General features: G+C 34.5%; 15 protein-coding genes. 12 read left to right on the plus strand and 3 right to left on the minus strand.

Translation table 11 applies throughout. The annotated features are described in order from the left end of the window. Positions 1–8: 8 nt before the first annotated feature. Positions 9–344, minus strand: a complete 336-nt coding sequence (locus ACHZK0_RS06740) for a DUF3905 domain-containing protein (RefSeq protein WP_262740989.1) — start codon at positions 342–344, stop codon at positions 9–11. 148 nt (positions 345–492) lie between these two features. Here ACHZK0_RS06740 and ACHZK0_RS06745 point away from each other — a divergent pair, with 148 nt between their 5' ends. From ACHZK0_RS06745 to cbpA, 11 genes are all read left to right on the plus strand, one after another. Next, positions 493–645, plus strand: a complete 153-nt coding sequence (locus ACHZK0_RS06745; RefSeq protein WP_000240799.1) for a hypothetical protein — start codon at positions 493–495, stop codon at positions 643–645. Between the two features lie 228 nt (positions 646–873). Then, positions 874–1,950: a putative 2-aminoethylphosphonate ABC transporter substrate-binding protein gene (locus ACHZK0_RS06750; protein WP_088095647.1), complete on the plus strand. Its 1,077-nt coding sequence runs from the start codon at positions 874–876 to the stop codon at positions 1,948–1,950. Positions 1,951–1,970: 20 nt separating this feature from the next. After that, positions 1,971–2,972, plus strand: a complete 1,002-nt coding sequence (locus ACHZK0_RS06755; RefSeq protein ID WP_061678860.1) for a putative 2-aminoethylphosphonate ABC transporter ATP-binding protein — start codon at positions 1,971–1,973, stop codon at positions 2,970–2,972. Beyond that, the gene (locus ACHZK0_RS06760) at positions 2,973–4,730 is read left to right on the plus strand and encodes a putative 2-aminoethylphosphonate ABC transporter permease subunit (protein ID WP_262740991.1); all 1,758 of its coding nucleotides are present in this window, start codon (positions 2,973–2,975) and stop codon (positions 4,728–4,730) included. It begins immediately after the preceding gene. A 21-nt stretch (positions 4,731–4,751) separates the two neighbouring features. After that, positions 4,752–5,546: a phosphonoacetaldehyde hydrolase gene (gene phnX / locus ACHZK0_RS06765; protein WP_262740992.1), complete on the plus strand. Its 795-nt coding sequence runs from the start codon at positions 4,752–4,754 to the stop codon at positions 5,544–5,546. 15 nt (positions 5,547–5,561) lie between these two features. Continuing rightward, positions 5,562–6,659 carry a 2-aminoethylphosphonate--pyruvate transaminase gene (phnW, locus tag ACHZK0_RS06770; protein WP_270606061.1) on the plus strand — a complete coding sequence of 366 codons (1,098 nt, stop codon included), beginning with the start codon at positions 5,562–5,564 and terminating at the stop codon, positions 6,657–6,659. Next, on the plus strand, positions 6,656–7,840 hold the full coding sequence (locus ACHZK0_RS06775; RefSeq protein WP_270606062.1) for a saccharopine dehydrogenase family protein: 1,185 nt from the start codon (positions 6,656–6,658) through the stop codon (positions 7,838–7,840). Before phnW ends, ACHZK0_RS06775 begins: the two co-directional genes overlap by 4 nt. Positions 7,841–7,880: 40 nt before the next feature. After that, entirely contained in the window at positions 7,881–8,663 is a 783-nt protein-coding gene (locus tag ACHZK0_RS06780; protein ID WP_097816688.1) for a DeoR/GlpR family DNA-binding transcription regulator, read from the plus strand. A gap of 428 nt (positions 8,664–9,091) precedes the next feature. Then, complete coding sequence (locus ACHZK0_RS06785) at positions 9,092–11,374, plus strand: NEAT domain-containing leucine-rich repeat protein (protein ID WP_395761361.1); 2,283 nt, start codon at positions 9,092–9,094, stop codon at positions 11,372–11,374. A gap of 248 nt (positions 11,375–11,622) precedes the next feature. After that, the gene (locus tag ACHZK0_RS06790; protein ID WP_061678866.1) at positions 11,623–12,252 is read left to right on the plus strand and encodes a class II aldolase/adducin family protein; all 630 of its coding nucleotides are present in this window, start codon (positions 11,623–11,625) and stop codon (positions 12,250–12,252) included. 125 nt (positions 12,253–12,377) lie between these two features. Beyond that, positions 12,378–13,001: a cyclic di-AMP binding protein CbpA gene (gene cbpA / locus ACHZK0_RS06795; protein ID WP_395761362.1), complete on the plus strand. Its 624-nt coding sequence runs from the start codon at positions 12,378–12,380 to the stop codon at positions 12,999–13,001. Positions 13,002–13,062: 61 nt separating this feature from the next. Here cbpA and ACHZK0_RS06800 read toward each other — a convergent pair whose 3' ends face one another. Then, the gene (locus ACHZK0_RS06800) at positions 13,063–13,833 is read right to left on the minus strand and encodes a divergent polysaccharide deacetylase family protein (RefSeq protein WP_262740997.1); all 771 of its coding nucleotides are present in this window, start codon (positions 13,831–13,833) and stop codon (positions 13,063–13,065) included. 397 nt (positions 13,834–14,230) lie between these two features. On the opposite strand from ACHZK0_RS06800, the gene ACHZK0_RS06805 reads away from it, so the two are divergent. Then, positions 14,231–14,512: a Spo0E family sporulation regulatory protein-aspartic acid phosphatase gene (locus ACHZK0_RS06805; RefSeq protein ID WP_395761363.1), complete on the plus strand. Its 282-nt coding sequence runs from the start codon at positions 14,231–14,233 to the stop codon at positions 14,510–14,512. A 29-nt stretch (positions 14,513–14,541) separates the two neighbouring features. On the opposite strand, the gene ACHZK0_RS06810 is transcribed toward ACHZK0_RS06805, so the two are convergent. After that, a complete protein-coding gene (locus ACHZK0_RS06810; RefSeq protein ID WP_270342318.1) occupies positions 14,542–16,038 on the minus strand; it encodes a DUF3149 domain-containing protein in 1,497 nt (498 codons plus the stop codon). Between the last annotated feature and the right edge of the window lie 98 nt (positions 16,039–16,136).

A 16,136-nucleotide genomic window follows, 5' to 3' on the forward strand; every position in this document is an offset into this window, starting at 1 on the left:
ATGGTTTTTTAGTCGTTAATGCCAAATTGCGGATGCATAAAAGCGTCCTTCTTATTATTTCCTTCTTTTTTTAGCAACTCTTGATTTTCTTCTGAAATCCACCCAATATCATTTGTAGGATGGATCCATTCTTCTCCAGCCATAATGGCAGGATCTACTTCATCACTCCAATTGTGAAGTGGACTATTTTCGGAATCATATTTACTGTCTCCAATTACGACGTCATATTGATTTATGAAAGGTTGTTGCATCTTCTTCCCTGTTCCTTTAAAAGATGGGAAATTCATTTGATGCGGGAGCGTTTCATCTAAAATTGGTGACTGAATTTTATCTTTCTTCTTCATAATAATCGCTCCTTTTTATAATGATTTCTTCATAGGTAGTATTTCCATCTAGCGGCTCTTATGTACTTGTTAACACTTGCCAGTAATAATTATTTCAGCTTGCTTCAAACTAGAGTAGAAAGTGAATCCTTGAGAGCAGGTGAAGGTATTGGTAAAAAGAAAAGTGAAACAAAATGCGGCAATCAACAATAATAAAACTCCGAAAGAAAGCTTACCGGATGCAGAATTTGCATTAGAGTATGAAGGAGAAAATAGCGCGAAGTATGCAAATCGTAATTCAAAAAAAGGTAAACAAAAATGAGGCGTTTTTTACAAACGCCTCATTTTTTTGTGGGATTATAAATGTTTTTTTAATTATTTGTAAATTTAATGTTCATTATTAGCAGAAAAATGCGAAAAAACATAGAAGTAGCAACGTATTACACAAAAACAAACAACAAACAAAAGATTAATGTTGGTTTAATACTGCTTTTACACTAGTTGTTTATATTTGAGTTGTACATAAGATTTATAAAAGGAGAGAGAGACAGTGAAAAAAACAATCTTTAAAGCTGTAGCAACTGGAATGGTATTTTCGTTATTAATGGGGTGTGGTGCAAAGAAAGAAGAAAGTGCTGGGGCAAAAGTGAAAGATGATAAATTATCTGGATCATTGACTGTTTACACAGCGATTGAAGAAGAACTTGTACCAATTTATCTTGATTCTTTTAAACAGAAGTATCCAGATGTAAAACTGAACATTGTTCGTGATTCAACTGGAGTTATTACAGCGAAATTGCTAGCTGAAGGAAAAAATACACAAGCAGATGTTGTATGGGGAACAGCAGCGTCTAGTCTACTAGCTTTAGATAAAAAAGATATGTTAAAAGGATACTCTCCAAAAGGAGCAGATCGTGTTCTTCCGCAATTTAAAGATGATAAGCAACCAGAAAAATGGGTAGGTAATACGGCATTTATGACAGGGATTGCTGTAAATAAAGAAGAATTAAAGAAGAAAAATTTACCGATGCCAGAATCATACGAAGACTTAACGAAACCAGAATATAAAGGAACACTTGTTATGCCACATCCGGCTTCTTCTGGAACAGGATTTTTAACAGTTTCTGCATGGTTACAAATTATGGGTGAAGATAAAGGCTGGGATTACATGAAGAAACTTCATGATAATATGGCAACTTATACTCACTCAGGATCAAAACCAGCGAAATTAGCAGGCGCGGGTGAATATCCAGTGGGCGTATCGATGGTTTATAGTGCTTTGAAAGAGAAACAAAAAGGTGCACCAGTTGAAGTTGTATTGCCGAAAGAAGGATTAGGATGGGAAGTAGAAGCGAACGCACTTATTAAAAAAGATAATGCAAAAAATGAAAAATTAGCGCAAGCATTTTTAGATTGGGCAATTACTGATGATGTAATGAAGTTATACTTCGAGAAAAATGGATTTGCGACAATTAAAAATGATTATAAACTTCCAGATGGATTCCCTAAAGATGTAACAGAAAAGTTATACAAAAAGAATGACTTTAAATGGGCAGCAGAAAATCGCGACAAAATTTTAGAAAAATGGGAAAAAGAGTTTGGCCAAAAAGCAGAACCGAAAAAGTAAGTGAGTGGGAGAGAGAAAAAATGAGCGAATATTTATCAATTCAACACATTCAAAAACAGTTTGATGCATTTACAGCGTTAAAAGATATTTCTTTTACTGTGAAAAAAAATGAGTTTGTATGTTTATTAGGCCCAAGTGGTTGTGGGAAAACGACATTGCTTCGAATTTTAGCAGGGCTAGAAGAGGCAACAACAGGTAGTATAGCTGTGAATGGAAAAGATATTACAGCATTACCTCCTGGAAAGAGGAACTTCGGAATGGTGTTTCAATCGTATGCATTATTTCCGAATTTAACAGCACTTGAAAATATTGAATACGGCTTAAAGACAAAAAAATATGGAAAAGCAGAAGTAAAAGAGAAAGCGCTAGAGGCGTTGGAACTAGTTGATTTACTGAATGTAAAAGATAAATATCCTGCTCAAATGTCTGGTGGACAACAGCAGCGAGTGGCACTTGCACGTGCACTCGCTCTGTCTCCGGATATTTTGTTACTGGATGAGCCGTTATCTGCTTTAGATGCAAAAGTACGTGAAAAGTTACGTAGAGAAATGCGTGATTTGCAAGAAAAAGTAGGAGTAACAACTATTATGGTCACGCATGATCAAGAAGAGGCATTAACGATGGCTGATAAAATTGTTGTAATGAATCATGCGGAAATTATGCAGATTGGAACACCAGAGGAGATTTATCAAAGACCAGCCAATCCGTTTGTGGCAGATTTTATTGGTTCTATTAATTTCTTTTCGAAAAATAATGAAGAACATGCAATTCGTCCTGAACATGTAACAATTGTACAAAATGATGGGATTAAAACGGTTGTGGAAAGCATGGAATTTCGTGGATCTGTATATCGGACAGAAGTGCGAGTCGTAGAAGAGAAAACACATCTTTATAACGAGAAAATTGTAGTGGATATATTGGCATCAGAAGTAGAAAAAACCGCTATTAGAAAAGGAAAGCCGATTCAAATCTCTTTCTCAGAAAATCATATGTTGTCATATGGAAAGAAGGTCATTGTATAGATGGAGATGTTAGAAAATTTCAAGGTAGAAAGTACGAAAAAAAAGATTAAGAGACGTATTGGTAAAGAAGAGTGGATACAAAGACTATTAATTATTGGTATGCTTCTTGCTTTTTTGATCATGCTTGTATTACCTCTATTACAATTGTTTACACAAGCTTTTTACGATAAAGATGGAGCTTTCATTGGTGTTGCGAATTTCAGTAAATATTTCACAACACCAACGCTAGTTCAATCATTACAAAATACGATATGGATTTCGGGCGCGACAACAATTATTGCAGTGACACTCGCTTTCGCTTACGCCTATGCAATTGCTCGTACGAATGTGTTTGGAAAGCGTGTATTTCAATATGTCGCGTTGTTACCACTGTTCGCACCAACGATGATGCACGGTATCGCACTGACATATTTATTTGGTAATCAAGGGTTAGTAACGAAAGGAATGTTTGGTTTGTTTGAAGGGATACAAATCCCTTTATATGGACCAGTAGGAATTGTAATGGCTGAAGTCATGTATACATTTCCACAAGCATTTCTTATATTATTAATTGCTTTTCAAGGCTCTGATTATCGTTTATATGAAGCTTCTAATATGTTAGGAGCGAGTAAAACAAAGCAATTTTTCACTGTTACTTTACCTAGTGTAAAGTACGGATTAATTAGTGCGATGTTCGTTGTGTTTACACTTAGTTTCACTGATTTTGGGGCACCAAAAATTGTTGGTGGACAATATAATGTACTTGCTACTGATGTATATAAGCAAGTAATTGGGCAACAAAATATGCCGATGGGTGCAACTGTCGGAATGATTTTATTAATCCCTGCTATATTTGCATTTGCAGTTGATCGTATTACGCAAAGAAAGCAGGCGAATCTCTTATCTTCCAAATCAGTACCTTACAGAATAATAAATAATAAGAAACGAGATGTTATTTCATTCGTATATTGTAGCGTAGTAACGCTTATGATCATTCTATTATTTGTGGCAGTTGGTATTGCAGCAAGTGTGAAAGTATGGCCATATAATATGAGCTTTACATTTGAGCATTTTAACTTTTCTAGTTTAACAGGAGATGGACTTGAAGCGTTTAAAAACAGCGTAATTGTTTCAGCAATCACAGCGGTTATTGGAGCGGTTTTAACATTTATGTTCGCTTATGCGATTGAGAAAATAGATCAGCTACAATTTTTCCGAAAAGCAGGTTACTTTTTCTCTATCGTCCCTTTAGCGATACCAGGTTTAGTACTTGGGTTAGGCTATGTCTTCTTCTTTAGTCAACCAACCATACAAATCTTTGGACTTTCCGTAACGAATCCGTTTCATTCTCTATACGGAACAATCGCTGTGCTCGTACTAGTCAATATCATTCATTTTTATTCTGTAACATTTGTTACGGCAACGACAGCTTTAAAGAAATTAGATCGAGAGTTTGAACTTGTTTCACAGTCGATGGGAATTCCGTTTTATAAAACATTCTTTCGTGTAACGGTACCGATGTGTTTACCGGCGATTTTAGAAATGGTAATGTACTACTTCGTAAATTCAATGGTAACTGTTTCGGCAGTCGTATTCCTATACGCAGCTGATTTTAAACTAGCTGCTGTATCAATTGTAAACATGGATGATGCAGGAAATGTAGCACCAGCAGCTGCAATGAGTGTACTTATTGTTGTTACAAATATTGTAGTAAGAGTTGTATATGAATGGGGAACGAAAGCGCTTCGTAACCGAACTTCACAATGGCAAAAAAGATAAATAAGAAGGGTGATGGATTGAATGAAAATAGAAGCAGTTATTTTTGATTGGGCGGGTACGACAGTTGATTATGGATGTTTTGCACCACTGGAAGTATTTATGGAGATTTTCCATAAACGTGGTGTTGAAATTACTGCGGAAGAAGCTCGTAAGCCAATGGGGTTATTGAAAATTGATCATGTTAGGGCATTAACAGAGATGCCTCGTATTGCGAGTGAGTGGAATCGTGTTTTCGGACAATTACCAACAGAAGCAGATATTCAGGAGATGTATGAAGAATTTGAAGAAATTCTTTTCGCTATTTTACCGCGCTATGCGTCACCGATTAATGGAGTAAAAGAAGTGATTGCTTCTTTACGTGAAAGAGGAATTAAAATTGGTTCAACAACTGGTTATACGAGAGAAATGATGGATATTGTAGCAAGAGAAGCGGCGCTACAAGGGTATAAACCTGATTTTCTTGTAACGCCAGATGATGTTCCAGCGGGTCGTCCATATCCGTGGATGTGTTATAAAAATGCGATGGAACTTGGTGTATATCCAATGGATCATATGATAAAAGTTGGAGACACGGTATCGGATATGAAAGAGGGAAGAAATGCTGGAATGTGGACAGTTGGTGTAATTCTTGGCAGTAGCGATCTTGGTTTAACGGAAGAAGAAGTGGAGAATATGGATTCGGTAGAACTTCGTGAAAAAATAGAAGTAGTTCGCAATCGTTTCGTTGAAAATGGAGCGCACTTTACGATAGAAACGATGCAGGAACTCGAAAGCGTAATGGAACATATCGAGAAACAAGAACTTATTATTTCATAAAAGGGGAATAGGATCATGACTGAAAATCACTACTTATTATTAACACCAGGACCATTAACGACAACAAAAACGGTAAAAGAAGTTATGTTATACGATTGGTGTACGTGGGATGCTGAATATAACACGATGGTGCAAGATGTAAGAGCTAAACTTGTATCGTTAGCAACGGAGGAAGAAGAGAAATATACGACTGTTCTCATGCAAGGAAGCGGTACGTTTTCAGTTGAAGCAGTAATCGGTTCTGTTATTCCTAAAAATGGAAAAATGCTTGTTTGTACAAATGGTGCGTACGGTAAGCGAATTGTACAAATGGCAGAGATGTTACATATAGATGTGGTGGTTAGTCAAACGGAAGAATGGGAGCCTACTAATATTGCAGAAGTAGAAAAGATATTACAACAAGATAAAGAGATTACACATATTGCAGTTGTTCATTGTGAAACAACAACAGGTATTATCAATCCAATTGTAGATGTGTGTAAATTAGGGAAGCAATATGGAAAAGTAACACTAGTTGATGCAATGAGTAGTTTTGGTGGTATTGAAATAGATATCGCTGAGTTGCAAATTGACTTTCTAATTAGTAGTGCGAATAAATGTATTCAAGGGGTTCCTGGGTTTGGCTTTGTTATTGCAAAGCGCGATGAATTGTTGAAATGTAAAGGGCAGGCACGTTCATTATCATTAGATTTATACGATCAGTGGGAGACGATGGAAAATCAAAATGGAAAATGGCGTTTTACGTCACCTACACATGTTGTACACGCTTTTTATCAAGCACTACTTGAATTAGAAAAAGAGGGCGGAGTAAAAGCGCGTTACAATCGATATTATAACAATCAAAAACTATTAGTGAATAGAATGAGAGAAATCGGATTTAAGTCACTAGTAGATGAAAAATATCAATCGCCAATTATTACATCTTTTATTTATCCAGAAGAGTGGTTTGATTTTGGGCAATTATACAATGAATTAAAGCGTGATGGATTTGTAATTTATCCAGGTAAAATTTCAAAAGTAGATACATTCCGCATTGGAAATATCGGTGATGTACATGAGGCAGATATTAATCGTTTAGTTGATAGTATTGCTAAAGGAGTTGTTATAGGTTGAAAGTATTTTGCTTAGGTGGAGCAGGTAAAATTTGTCGTGAAGCAATTTTAGATTTGGTGCAATTTTCATCTTTTGAGACGATTACAGTAGCTGATTTTAATGAAGAAGAGGGCCTGAAAGTAGTAGAATGGCTCAACGATCCTCGCGTTGATTTTGTGAAAGTAGATGTAACGAATCATGAGGATACAGTTGCAAAAATGAAGGGCTATGACATTGTAATGGATGGCACGACGATAAAGCTAAATGGTTTGTCAACTCGATGTATTGCAGAAGCAGGTTGTCACGGTGTGAATTTGAATGGATTTGGTGAAGAAAATGACTCACATTCTATATTTGTTCAAAACGGAAAAACTTGTTTACCTGGCTTTGGTATGACGCCAGGTGTAACCCAAATGATGGCAATGCATGCAGCAAATCAGCTAGATACTGTAGAATCAGTTCGTGTCAGCCACGGTTCGTATCGTCCGATTGCTTTTTCTGCATCAATTACAGAAACAACGACATATGAATACGATCCACATTTACCATCGCGTACAGTGTATGAAGATGGTGAGTTTAAGCAAGTACCTCCGTTTGCGCGCCCGAGAGAAATAGAATTACCGGCGCCTTATGGTAAGGCAACGCAGTATATAATCCCGCATTCTGAAACGATTACGTTAGCAAAAGCACTGAAAAATAAAGGCGTCAAACTGATAGAGACGAGAGGGACTTGGCCAAAGCAAAATATGCAACTCGTACGTGCGTTATATGATTACGGTATATTGCGTAATGATCAAGTTGAAATAAATGGGGAAGAAATCGGCATTATGGATTGTATTTCGAAGTATTTATTGCAATCGAAAGAGGGACAAGAAACAGAAACTTACGGTTATGCACTTCATGTAGAAGTAATAGGTATGAAAAATAATGAGAAACAAAGGCACGTATTATATCATACACACCCGTTATCTGATGGATCTGTTGTAGGATGGGAAAAATTAAGAGCTTATACGAGAAACGTCGGTATTCCATTTGGAATTGTTACAGAGTTAATCGCAAATGGAAATGTAAATAAAGTTGGGGTTGTGACACCTGAGGAAGCTTTTGTAAAGCCACAAATTATTTTTGATGAATTAGTAAAGCGTGGTATTCATATTCATGAAGAAGTTTTTACTGAAAAAGAAAGTTATAACTTTGTATAAGTAAGGTAGTTTATGAGGTAGAAATCAATGGGGTGAGGCTATGTCTGTAGTAGGTGAAGAAAGAAAGCGAACCATTCTTGAGAAGGTAGAGTTTAAAGGGAAAGTAAAAGTTTCAGAGTTAGCGAGAGAGTTTGCTGTATCGACAGAGACGATTCGCCGTTATTTAGAAGAATTGGATCGTGAAAAGAAGTTGAAGAAAGTGTATGGTGGAGCCGTCCAACTTCCGGGAGCTGGAATAGAGGCACCAATGTTAGAACGAGAGATGCTGCATATAGAAGAGAAGAAGAGAATTGGGTATAAAGCAGCAACGTTTGTGGAAGATGGAGATGTGATTGCGATTGATGACGGAAGTACACCACTTCAAATGGTGCCATATCTTGTTCATCGTAAAAATTTAACAATTGTAACAAGTTCATTTCCAGTAGCCACACAATTAATTTCTTCTATTAATAAAAAGATGTTTCATGGTGAAGTTTTATTTATTGGTGGAAAAATATCTCCAAAGCATTCACGTGTGTCAGGGTCTATTTCGCAGCAAGTAATCCAGCAATTTCATTTTCATAAAGCATTTGTGTCGATTGATGGATTGTTACCTGGTTTTGGGGTTTCTAGTTTTGAATTAGAAAAGGCAAAGCTGTCAGAAGCGATGATGAAATTAGCAGAGAAAACATATATTTTATGTGATCATACAAAAGTAGGGGTAAAAGGAAATTACCGAATAGCAGCGTTTTCGCGTATTCAACATGTAATTTGTGATAAGAAAATGCCCTATAGTTTTGAAGAGGAAGTCAAAAGGCATAATATTCAATGGACAATTTGCTAAATAAATTGAACTCCCACCTGATTTTGAGGTGGGAGTTTTACTGTCCGCAAAAAGTGGGATAAAAGATTTGGATTTATGCAAAAAGTGGACACATTTTCTCATCTCTTTCATATAATTTACCAATACAAAAAAAGTTGGTCGAAGGAAAGAAGGGGAAAGTATGTCAGAACGGATATATAATAAACTTGTATTGTATGCAAATATTTTGCAAAAAATTGGTTTTATTAATGAAAAAGAAAAAAGTGAAATTCTTCATACGATAGGTAAAAAGGCCCTTTGAATAAAGGGCCTTTTTATTTTTTTCTTTGGAAATATAAATTTAATGTAATATTCTCATTGACAATGATAATGATATTCATTATCATTTATTTGTAGGTAATTGATAAGTGTTATCAATTGTAAAATTATATATGATAGGGGATATTATTTTGAAAAAAAAATATATGAAAGCGTTAGTAGTAGCAACAACATTAGCAATTCCATTTGCTGCATACTCTACTCCAGCATTAGCGGCACTAAAAGTTGAAGCAAATCAGTCGGTGGTAGCAGTTAGTGAACGTACATACGATACTGAGATTAAAATATATAAGGACCAAAAAGACGAGCCATCTATGGTTTCTCAATATATAAAAGATCCTAAAGTAGCGATTGCAGACGGGAAAAAAATTGTTACTGTAACAATACAAGATAGCGATTATTTTCAATATCTTAGAATAGAAGATAAAAACCAACCAGGTGTATTTCATGATGTGAAAGTTTTGTCAGAAGATAAGAGGAAAAATGGAACGAAAGTAGTTCAATTTGAAATTGGCGAGTTTGAGAAGAAGCACAATATGCAAATGCATATACTTATTCCGGCTATTGGATACGACCACAAATATCAAGTCCAATTTGAAATAAAAGATCCAACTGTAGGTGACAAAGAAGCAGAGAAACCAGATGATAACTCTAATTCAGGCAATACGGGAACGGATAATCCAGTTGATAATCAAAATATGATAACAGATAACAAATTAAGAGAACTTGTTAATAAAAAAGTATTTAATAGAAAAGATTTAAATACACCAATTACGAAAGAAGAGTTATTACAAGTAAAGGACTTGTTTTTAAATACGAATGAGATTCTTGATTATAGTGCATTAAAATATATGCCAAATTTAAAATCTTTAACAGTTGCGAATGCAAAGATAACAGATCCGTCGTTCTTTGCGAACTTAAAGCAATTAAATCATTTAGCTTTGCGTGGTAATGAATTTTCAGATGTAACGCCACTTGTTAAGATGGATAATTTAGAATCTCTTGATTTAAGTAATAATAAAATTACAAACGTTGCACCATTAGTTGAGATGAAAAATGTAAAAAGTTTATATCTATCAGGAAACCAAATAGAAGATGTAACAGCATTATCGAAAATGGAACAACTAGATTACTTGAATTTAGCGAATAATAAAATTACGAACGTTGCTCCATTAAGCGCGTTGAAAAATGTAACATACTTAACTTTAGCTGGTAATCAAATCGAAGATATTAAACCGTTATATTCATTACCTTTAAAGGACTTAGTATTAACGCGTAATAAAGTTAAAGATTTATCGGGTATTGATCAAATGAATCAATTAAATAAATTATTTATCGGAAAAAATCAAATAGAAGATGTGACACCACTTACTAAAATGACTCAACTTACAGAACTAGATTTACCTAACAATGAGCTAAAAGATATTACGCCATTATCTAGTCTAGTAAACTTACAAAAACTTGATTTAGAAGCAAATTATATTTCAGACTTATCGCCAGTTAGTAAGTTGAATAAGTTAGTATATTTAAGTTTTGTTGCAAATGAAATTCGCGATGTTAGACCAGTAATCGAACTAAGTAAGAAGGCTTATATTAATGTTCAAAACCAAAAAGTCTTTCTAGAGGATACAGAAGTAAATAAAGAAGTAAAAGTACCTATATACGAAAAAGACGGCGAGGTATCTACAAAAATCCGTTTGAAGAGTGATGGTGGTACGTATAGTAATGGTGTAGTGAAATGGAACACACCAGGTGAGAAAGTATATGAGTTTGGAGTGAAAGATCCATTTGCGGATACAGGAATCTTCTTTACAGGATCGGTAATTCAAAATGTGGTAGAAGGTAAAGGGGATAATACTTCTAAAGAAGATGAAAAAGTAGAAGTAGTAGAATTTAAAGATGTACCAAAAGGACATTGGTCAGAAGAAGCAATTAATTATTTAGCGAAAGAAAATATTTTCAAGGGATATGGAAATGGGCAATTTGGATTTGGAGATCGTATTACTCGTGGACAAGTTGCGTCTTTAGTACAAAGGTACTTGAAATTAGAAAATAAAGGAGAGCAGAAAGAGAGATTTACAGATACGAAAGGGCATATGTTTGAGCATGATATTGCTACAGTTGCGCAAGCTGGAATTATGCAAGGTGATGGTACTGGGGAGTTTCGTCCAGATGGAGTATTAACTCGATACGAAATGTCTGTAGTATTACATAAAGTATTTCAGTTAAAAGAAGATGGAAATAATAAAGTGAACTTTACAGATGTACCGACTGGTCATTGGGCAGAAGGATATGTGAAAGCGTTAGCGGATAATAATATATCAAAAGGTGATGGAAAAGGAAACTTTTTAGGTGATGATTTCGTAACACGTGAACAATATGCACAGTTTTTATATAACGCGATAATGAAATAAAAGATGAGAAAATACGTTATTCTTTGATTTAATAAGAATAACGTATTTTTTATGTACAAAATGAAATAGGCAATAGACAGGAGTATAGATAGATGAATGGCCCATTTTAAAGAAGAGCTGTGAAACTATATTGACAAAAAGGCGTTCTCGTGTGATAATTCAATTAAATTTTTGGAATAATCAAAAAATACTCCTTTTACATAGAAAGGATTCGAACATTATATAAATATTATGCCGGGGGTGACGAAATGTTATTTTTTCTAAAGAAATGGAATGAATTAAAAGATGTGAAATCTGAATTGGCACTTCGTGATTGGTTTTATGGTACAAAAATTAGTTTATCACTCTGTACGTCAAAAGAGCCGTTAACTTTTTTAGTAAACGTTGAGGGAAGAGATAAAGGGTTATTTTCAGAAGAAGACTTTATTGTTGTTAATTGTATGTGTGAGCCAGTATTTGAAAATGAAGAAAAACCAGCTGTAGAATCGTTTATGCATGCAGATATTTATAAAAAGAGTAGTGCAGAATGTATTTTACAAGTGCAGACTGTAGATAGCCATTTAATATCAGAGTTATATGGAGAAGAAGGGGAAGTAACATTTGATAAACGTAGTGTGGAACGTGTTTTTGGAAAAGAAGGTATAACAGAAATGACAATTCCCATTGTAGAAGATGAGAAGAAATTTGCTGATTTATTAGAAAATAATGTACCGAATTTTATTGAGGGTGGAGGAGTAGTTCTTGTTCATAATTATGGCATGATTGTGTGGGGGAAAACGCCAGAAGAAGCGAAAAAATGGCTAGAGGGTATAGAATATTTAATGAATTACCATGTAAAGTTGTTAATGATAAAAGGTGCAAAGAGCTCTGTTATATAAAATGTTTGTGATGTCGTTACAAGCCAATAAACAAATGAAAGCGTTTTAAAAATAATTTTACTCATAAAATATAGGTCTCCTTATTATATATAGGTTACATGTTGACATGTAAGGAGGAACATATTTTGCGAGTTAAATATCATTTTCTGCCAAAACAGCAAGTAACATTTTGCAAAATAAGCGATTCAGGTGAAGAGGCTTTGCACATTATGAATGAAACGGGATTTCGAGCAATCCCTGTATTAGCAGAAGATGAAAAGAAATTCATGGGGATTATTTATAAAGTAGATCTTTTAGAAAAAAAGTGTGAAAGCGGATTAGAGAAATTAAGTACGGAACATATGCTGGAAGATTCCTCTGCATTTATTTTTGAAAAGGATTCTTTTTTTAGAGCATTTTATGTTATTCGTCGGCTTCCATTTTTAGCTGTGCTAAATGACTATAATGAATTTGTCGGTATCTTAACGCATTCCAATATATTTGATGTTATTGAAGATTCATTCGGTATGCGGACGGGTGGTTATATATTAACAATTGCAACACAAGATTGTAAGGGAACGATTAAAGAACTTGGGACATTGTTGAAATCTTTTAATATCGGTGGACTATTTACGCTAGATAACGGTGATCAATATATTCGCCGCGTTATCGTAAATATAACGGATGAGTTAAATGAAAAAAGATTGAAGCAATTAATCGGGAAAATAGAGAAAAAAGGATTCAGGGTGAGTCATGTAGATTATATTTAATCTGAAAAGGGACCAATTTGCTATATGCAGATTGGTCCTTTTTTAGTGTGAGTAATGAATCTTATTTTGAAACAGGAGGCGGAGATAATGCTAAATCAGATAAAAAAATAAAATCTGCATGGGCGCGAATGTTAGGAATAGAAGACTCTATAACACGTGATGTAATTTCACCTGGAGGTCCAACGTGTCCGATAGCTACCATAATCGGTTTTTCTTGAAGTTTTTTAATGAGTAATTGGGCTTGTTTTGAAATATGTGCCGCTGTATACACATCATCAAAAAATAATTGGTTTTCAATAATAGGCACTCCTAATTCTTTCCCGATTTTTGGGACAACACTCTTAGGATTTGTTTTGCTATCTAAATAAAATAAACCGTGTTTTTTACAAGCTGCAAGTATCAGCCTTACAATTCTTTCATCCGCGGTCACTTTGGATCCCATATGATTGTTCATCCCAATTGCATGCGGTACTTCTTGAATCGCTTGTTCGAGTCGGTTATTTATTTCTTCGTCGCTTAAATCAGTTGTAATTGCTTTTGGTCCAAGCCATTCTTTTTTACCTTTAATAGGTTCCATTGGCATATGTATAATAACTTCGTGACCTTTCTTATGAGCCGCTATCGCATCTTCCTTTGTAGAAGGGAGAAAAGGCATAACGGCAACAGTTAGTGGTATAGGAAGTGATAACATCTTATCAGTCCCCTTCATATTATTACCGAAGTCATCAATGACAATAGCTACTTTGTTTGTATGTGCCTTTGCTTGAACAGGAAACAAGAAGGATGGTAAGAACATCGTAAACATAAGCAATGCAATCGTATATTTGCGCATATAAATATTTCCTTTCTATTTTATCCCGCTATTTGCGAGCAGTGAGGAATGAACAAAATCCCCAATGATTAAATTTCACTTTATCAATCATCATTATGTTTTGCGTTTTTATATAAATTAAACAAAAAATGTCGAAGAAAAGTATATGGAAAATAGAGAATCCGCTATTTAATTGGTATTTGTAAAAAAAGAAGATGAAAAAAATGTCTATTATTGCGAATGTATTTACAAAGATAGAATAATTTGTAATAATTCTCAAAGTGAGGGTAAAGATTTGTAAATTACAGGGAGAAAATGTTAAATTTTCTGATTCTTCAAATTCAAATATGATTAAGTATTTAAAAGGCCGATGGAGAAGTGAAGTAGAGAGCATGGAAGTATAATAAGGGGGATATGAATGTTTACTGTAAAAAGGAAGTACACATTAGAAAAGCTTTCACGTGATATTCATATGAAACGTGAAGAAATGATTCAATTAGGTTTAACGAGTGGGTTAAATAGTATGGAGACGATTCAAGTGAGTCAAGAATTGGACAAGCTTATTTTACAGTACCAGTGTTATAAAGAAAAACAAACACCAAAATTGTTATCAATTATAAAGGTACCTATTTTTCAAATTGGGTATGAAGGGAAATCGAGTAATTTTTGGCGAATGCTTGTAGCTGGTTTTATGAAATAAGTATAATTACCCTTTTGGGAGAAGGATAATTATACTAGGTGTAACGGAATTTCGATATGAACGGTCGTTCCTTCGTTTTCTATACTGTCGATAAAAATATGCCCATTGTACATCTCTACAATTCGTTTACATATGACAAGTCCAAGACCTGTTCCAGTATCTTTATTAGTAAAGAACGGATGAAAGAGGTGTTTTTGAATATGTTTTGGAATCCCTTTTCCAGTATCTATAATTTGCAATTGTGCGTGTGTTTCATTGTTCGTTACGGAAATAGTTAGTGTGTCACCAGAAGTCATGGCTTCAATTGCATTTTTTGTAATGTTTAAAACCACTTGTTTCATATGGTCTTTTGAGCAACGGATATGAACAGGATGGTCTGGTAAATGTAAATGGAATACAATGTTATGTAGATTCGCCTCAGATTGAATAATTAATGCTACCTCATTTAGAATGTTTCTCACATCATATGTTTGTTCAATGATAGCAGTTGGCTTTCCAAGAATAAGAAATTCGCTTACAATTTCATTAATCCGTTCTATTTCTTGTTCGATGACGGAAAAATAGAACTGATCTTGTTCATCTTTATATTTCTCTTTTAATAGAGCAACGAGTCCTTTAATTCCGGTAAGGGGATTGCGGATTTCGTGAGCTGTACTAGCTGCAAAAGTGCCAACCAATTCAATTTTTTGTAGTTCATTTTGTTGTCTTTCCAGTTTTGTTTGACGTTTTAACAACATATATTGAGCAAGTAAAAATAAAATAGACATTAAAAATAAAGTAGCTATACACTCTATTGAAACCCACTGATATAATGTTTTTTGATGGATAGGCAATGGAGAAACAGAGACCTTCCAATTTAATCTTTGGAGTGGGGTAGTAAGCATATTAGAATGCGCATCACTTGTTTCGTTATTATCATCGGTGAGAAAAACTACATCATACTTATCAGTTACTTCAAAGTGGTATTGTGGCTTAATGGCATTTAAAGATGCTGAAATGTAGTCAAAGCGTAAACTTGCTAACAATAAGCCTGAGATTTCCTTCTGTTTATTGAAAATGGGAGAAGCAATTATAATAGCTTGATGTCCAAGAACACGATCCGTAATGACTGATGATATAGTTGTTTTCTTCGTTTGTAACGCGTCTTGAATATATTTACGATCTGAGACATCAACAGGTGGTCGGTCGCCTTCGGATGCGACTGTAATGATACCTCCTGGTGTAGCGTAATATAAACCAGAAAAGCGTGCATCGTTTTCATCAGTATCATGTACAATTTGTTTTACTCCATTTATATTCCCAGTCTCGGTTCCTACGACCTTTGAGAGCATTTCTAATGCGGAAATTGCTTCACCAAGGTGATGATCTAAATAGTCTCTATATAAAAAGAGAACCGTGTGAGCAGATAGTTTGTTTTCCTGTTTCATTTTATAAGAATGATATGAATAAAATGTAGCACCAATCCCTATCGTTGGTAGGATAACAAGCAATATATATAAAACTATGCTGTGAAATTTGACTTTCAAATTTGGTACTCCTTCTTTTTTATTATCATTATATATAAACTATGTTAAAATTGTCATGTTTTTATTCAAGAATCATTCATAATATATTTGGGGAGAGG

It is taken from the genome of Bacillus sp. 3G2 (assembly GCF_044324725.1).
Taxonomy (GTDB): domain Bacteria; phylum Bacillota; class Bacilli; order Bacillales; family Bacillaceae_G; genus Bacillus_A; species Bacillus_A mobilis.

Excerpts from the sequence above, each read along its gene's own strand:
- ACHZK0_RS06760 (WP_262740991.1), top strand. The coding sequence starts at position 2,973 with ATGGAGATGTTAGAAAATTTCAAGGTAGAAAGTACGAAAAAAAAGATT.
- phnX (WP_262740992.1), top strand. The coding sequence starts at position 4,752 with ATGAAAATAGAAGCAGTTATTTTTGATTGGGCGGGTACGACAGTTGAT.
- ACHZK0_RS06780 (WP_097816688.1), top strand. The coding sequence starts at position 7,881 with ATGTCTGTAGTAGGTGAAGAAAGAAAGCGAACCATTCTTGAGAAGGTA.
- phnW (WP_270606061.1), top strand. The coding sequence starts at position 5,562 with ATGACTGAAAATCACTACTTATTATTAACACCAGGACCATTAACGACA.
- ACHZK0_RS06755 (WP_061678860.1), top strand. The coding sequence starts at position 1,971 with ATGAGCGAATATTTATCAATTCAACACATTCAAAAACAGTTTGATGCA.
- ACHZK0_RS06740 (WP_262740989.1), bottom strand. The coding sequence starts at position 344 with ATGAAGAAGAAAGATAAAATTCAGTCACCAATTTTAGATGAAACGCTC.
- ACHZK0_RS06790 (WP_061678866.1), top strand. The coding sequence starts at position 11,623 with ATGTTATTTTTTCTAAAGAAATGGAATGAATTAAAAGATGTGAAATCT.
- ACHZK0_RS06800 (WP_262740997.1), bottom strand. The coding sequence starts at position 13,833 with ATGCGCAAATATACGATTGCATTGCTTATGTTTACGATGTTCTTACCA.
- ACHZK0_RS06805 (WP_395761363.1), top strand. The coding sequence starts at position 14,231 with ATGTTTACTGTAAAAAGGAAGTACACATTAGAAAAGCTTTCACGTGAT.